The organism is Gardnerella sp. 30-4 (assembly GCF_001641215.1).
Lineage (GTDB): Bacteria > Actinomycetota > Actinomycetes > Actinomycetales > Bifidobacteriaceae > Bifidobacterium > Bifidobacterium leopoldii.
Map to the genome: position 1 here is coordinate 1 of NZ_LXJL01000120.1, position 3598 is coordinate 3598.

The 3598-nt window shown below is 43.7% G+C and carries 2 protein-coding genes; both read left to right on the forward strand.

Annotation, left to right across the window (positions count from 1 at the left end):
- Positions 1-697: 697 nt before the first annotated feature.
- Entirely contained in the window at positions 698-2971 is a 2274-nt protein-coding gene (gene glgB, locus A5294_RS05980) for a 1,4-alpha-glucan branching protein GlgB (protein WP_064340691.1), read from the forward strand.
- 16 nt (positions 2972-2987) lie between these two features.
- A partial coding sequence (locus A5294_RS05985) for a response regulator transcription factor (RefSeq protein WP_064340692.1) occupies positions 2988-3598 on the forward strand: 611 nt, incomplete at its 3' end.

The following is a 3598-nucleotide window of genomic DNA, read 5'->3' on the forward strand; positions in this document are numbered from 1 at the left end:
AGATGTGTATAAGAGACAGATGCAGGCTCTTCTGGAGCTACAGTATGGTGATTTTCATCGCCTTTTTGAGGCTCCTTGTATCCAAGATTCACATCTAAAAGTCGCTCCGCCTCAATCTCATCAATCTTTTCAGACAAAGCAATTTCGGAAATTAAAATACTGCGAGCGCGAGCAAGCATTCGCTTTTCTCCTGCAGACAAACCATGCTCATCAACATCTCGCTGAGATAAATCACGAACTACTTCAGCAATATTGTTAACATCGCCAGTAGCAATCTTCTCTACATTAAGCTTGTAGCGTCTAGACCAATTCATTTCTTTTTCAACTATTGGAGTACGCAAAATCTCAAAAACTTTTGCAACTTCTTGCGCTCCAACAATGTCTCGCACGCCAACTTTTTTAACATTATCGACAGGTACGTTAATTTCTAAACCATCAGATGATAACACTACCAATCGTAAATATTGACGAGTTACACCTTTTACGGTGCGCTCACTAATTTCTTCAACACGAGCCGCACCATGACGAGGATAGACGACCATATCGCCGACTTGATATTCCACAGAACCCTCCGTATGCACAGAAAAACTCATAACAGTTTCCCATAAGGTCACGACTTGAAAAAATTTTCATATTTTTTTCACAATAGCGCGAAACACACGCGACTTACAGCAATAAAGCATGTATGATAGTCAGCATGAGTACAGTTACTAACATCAATGAAGATGCAGTCGCAGTCCCAGTCCGACAGGACGTATTAGCTGCGGTGAGCAATGCAGAATATTACAATCCACATGAGGTTCTCGGAGGTCACCTTGGAACTGGCAAAGGTGCCGACACTGTAACCGTCCGCGTATTGCGCCCTATGGCAAAGAAAGTTGTTATTCTTACTAAGAACGGTGAATACGAAGCTAAACACGAATATAACGGCATCTTTACAGCTGTTATTCCTGCAGTAAAGCACACAAAAACAAAGTCTTGGTCTGTTCCTAGTTATCGCGTTTACACTGTGGAAATAGACGGTTCTGAATCCACAGATGACGATCCTTATCGTTATTTGCCTCAAATTGGCGAACTTGACATGTACTTATTTGGAGAAGGTCGTCACGAACGTCTTTGGGAAGCATTAGGCGCACATGTCAAAACAATAACAGATTCATGGGGGCTTATATCTCCTGAAACTGGAAAGATGGTAAAGAAAGTTACTGGTACTGCTTTCTCAGTGTGGGCACCAAATGCTCGTGCAGTACGCGTAGTTGGTAACTTTAATTACTGGAATGGTCGTCGCCACGCTATGCGCTCGCTCGGCTCTTCTGGTATTTGGGAACTTTTTATTCCAGGAGTTACAGCGGGCGAAGTATATAAGTACGAAATTCTTACGCAATCTGGTAATTGGATTATGAAAGCCGATCCAATGGAGCGCTCTCATGAAGTTCCACCAAACACAGGATCTGTTGTTGTTGATTCTGAGTTTAAGTGGCACGATACCGATTGGATGAATAAGCGCGCGAAAACAGACGCTCACAACGGTCCAATAAGCATTTACGAAGTGCAAGCTAACAGCTGGAATCGCGATCTGAGTAATTATCGCGAACTTGCTGATCATTTAGTTGATTATGTGCAAAGAGAAGGCTTTACTCACGTCGAGTTCATGCCGCTGACGCAATATCCATTCTCTGGGTCTTGGGGATATCAGGTAACAGGTTATTATGCAGTCGATTCTCGCCTTGGCTCCCCTGATGACTTTAAGTACTTGATAGATAAACTCCATAAAGCAGGTATTGGCGTCGTTATGGATTGGGTTCCAGCTCACTTCCCTAAGGATGACTTTGCACTCGGTCGTTTTGATGGCACAGCATTGTATGAGGATCCTGATCCTATGCGAGGCGAGCATCCTGATTGGGGTACTTACATCTTCAACTTTGGTCGTCATGAAGTTCGTAACTTCTTGGTTGCTAATGCTTGCTTCTGGCTTGACGAATACCATGTTGACGCGTTGCGCGTTGACGCAGTTTCTTCAATGCTTTACTTGGATTACAGCCGTGAAGCAGGACAGTGGAGACCAAACATCTACGGCGGACGCGAAAATCTTGAAGCAATTGACTTCATTAAGGAAGCAAACGCAACTGCATACAAGAATAATCCTGGCATCATGATGATTGCTGAGGAATCCACTGCTTACCAAGGCGTAACTGCACCAACCGATATGGGCGGCTTAGGATTCGGTTTGAAGTGGAATATGGGCTGGATGCACGACACTTTGCAATACCTTAAAGAAGAACCAATTAACCGTCGTTGGCATCATAACGAAATTACATTCTCAATGGTTTATGCATACTCTGAGCATTATGTGTTGCCATTAAGCCACGATGAAGTTGTGTACGGTAAGGGTTCGTTACTTGGAAAGATGCCAGGCGACGAATGGCAACAATTCGCAGGATTACGCGCATTGCTTGCATACCAGTGGTCTCATCCAGGAAAGAATCTTCTGTTCATGGGTGGGGAAATTGGACAATCCAGCGAATGGAACTTCAATACTTCACTTAACTGGAATGAGCTACAATGGCCGTTCCATCAAGGTGTGCAAAAGCTTGTTGCAGATTTGAATACTCTGTATAAGAGCTCTCGTGCATTCTGGAGTCAAGACTTTACTCCTGATGGTTTCCAGTGGCTTACGAGCGACGATTCCGATCACAATACTTTAAGCTACATGCGTATTGGCGACAACGGAGAAGAAATCGTTGTAGTAGTAAACTTCTCAGGTCAAGCATGGCAAGACTATCAGGTTGCGCTACCAAAAGGTGGACAGTGGGAAGAGATACTCACAACTGATGATGCAAAGTATTGCGGATCTAATATTCACAACGGCACATTCACTGCTGCTGCTGAAGAGTATCATTCTCGACCATACTCTGCAAGAATCACTGTTCCAGCGTTAGGTGCGGTATTCTTGAAACCAGTACAACACTGAAAGGTCTTTTTAAAATATGCTAAACGCTCCATCAGCTAGCGTAAATGCTCGTACGATTCTCGTTGTTGAGGATGAGCCAGATCTTGCTACAGCAATTGCACAACGCATTACTGCACAAGGCTGGAGAGCAAGAGTCGCTGCAGATGGAGCGTCTGCTGTTAGAGCTGCTGAACAACTAAAACCCGATCTCATAATTATGGATGTTATGCTTCCTATTATGGATGGGATTGAAGCAACTCGACGAATTATCTCCAAAATGCCTGTTCCTATCCTCATGTTAACAGCACGCGATGCAGAAGCCGATAAAATTGTTGGCTTAAGCGCAGGCGCAGATGATTACATGACTAAACCATTTTCGCCACGTGAGTTAATTGCTCGTTGCGCAGCATTGCTGAGACGCGTAGAACGCGCATCGCAAATAGCAAAGACAATGGAACATGAACGAACAATTAATTTTGGGTCACTTATTATTAGACCTCGTCAAAGACTTGTAACTTTAAACGACAAAGAGGTACATTTTACACCAACTGAGTTTGATTTGCTCGCTACTCTAGCTCGTCATCCTCATACCGTATTTAAGCGTGAAGAGTTACTTGAAGAGGTGTGGGATCTGTCTCTTATACACAT

Excerpts from the sequence above, each read along its gene's own strand:
- glgB (WP_064340691.1), top strand. The coding sequence starts at position 698 with ATGAGTACAGTTACTAACATCAATGAAGATGCAGTCGCAGTCCCAGTC.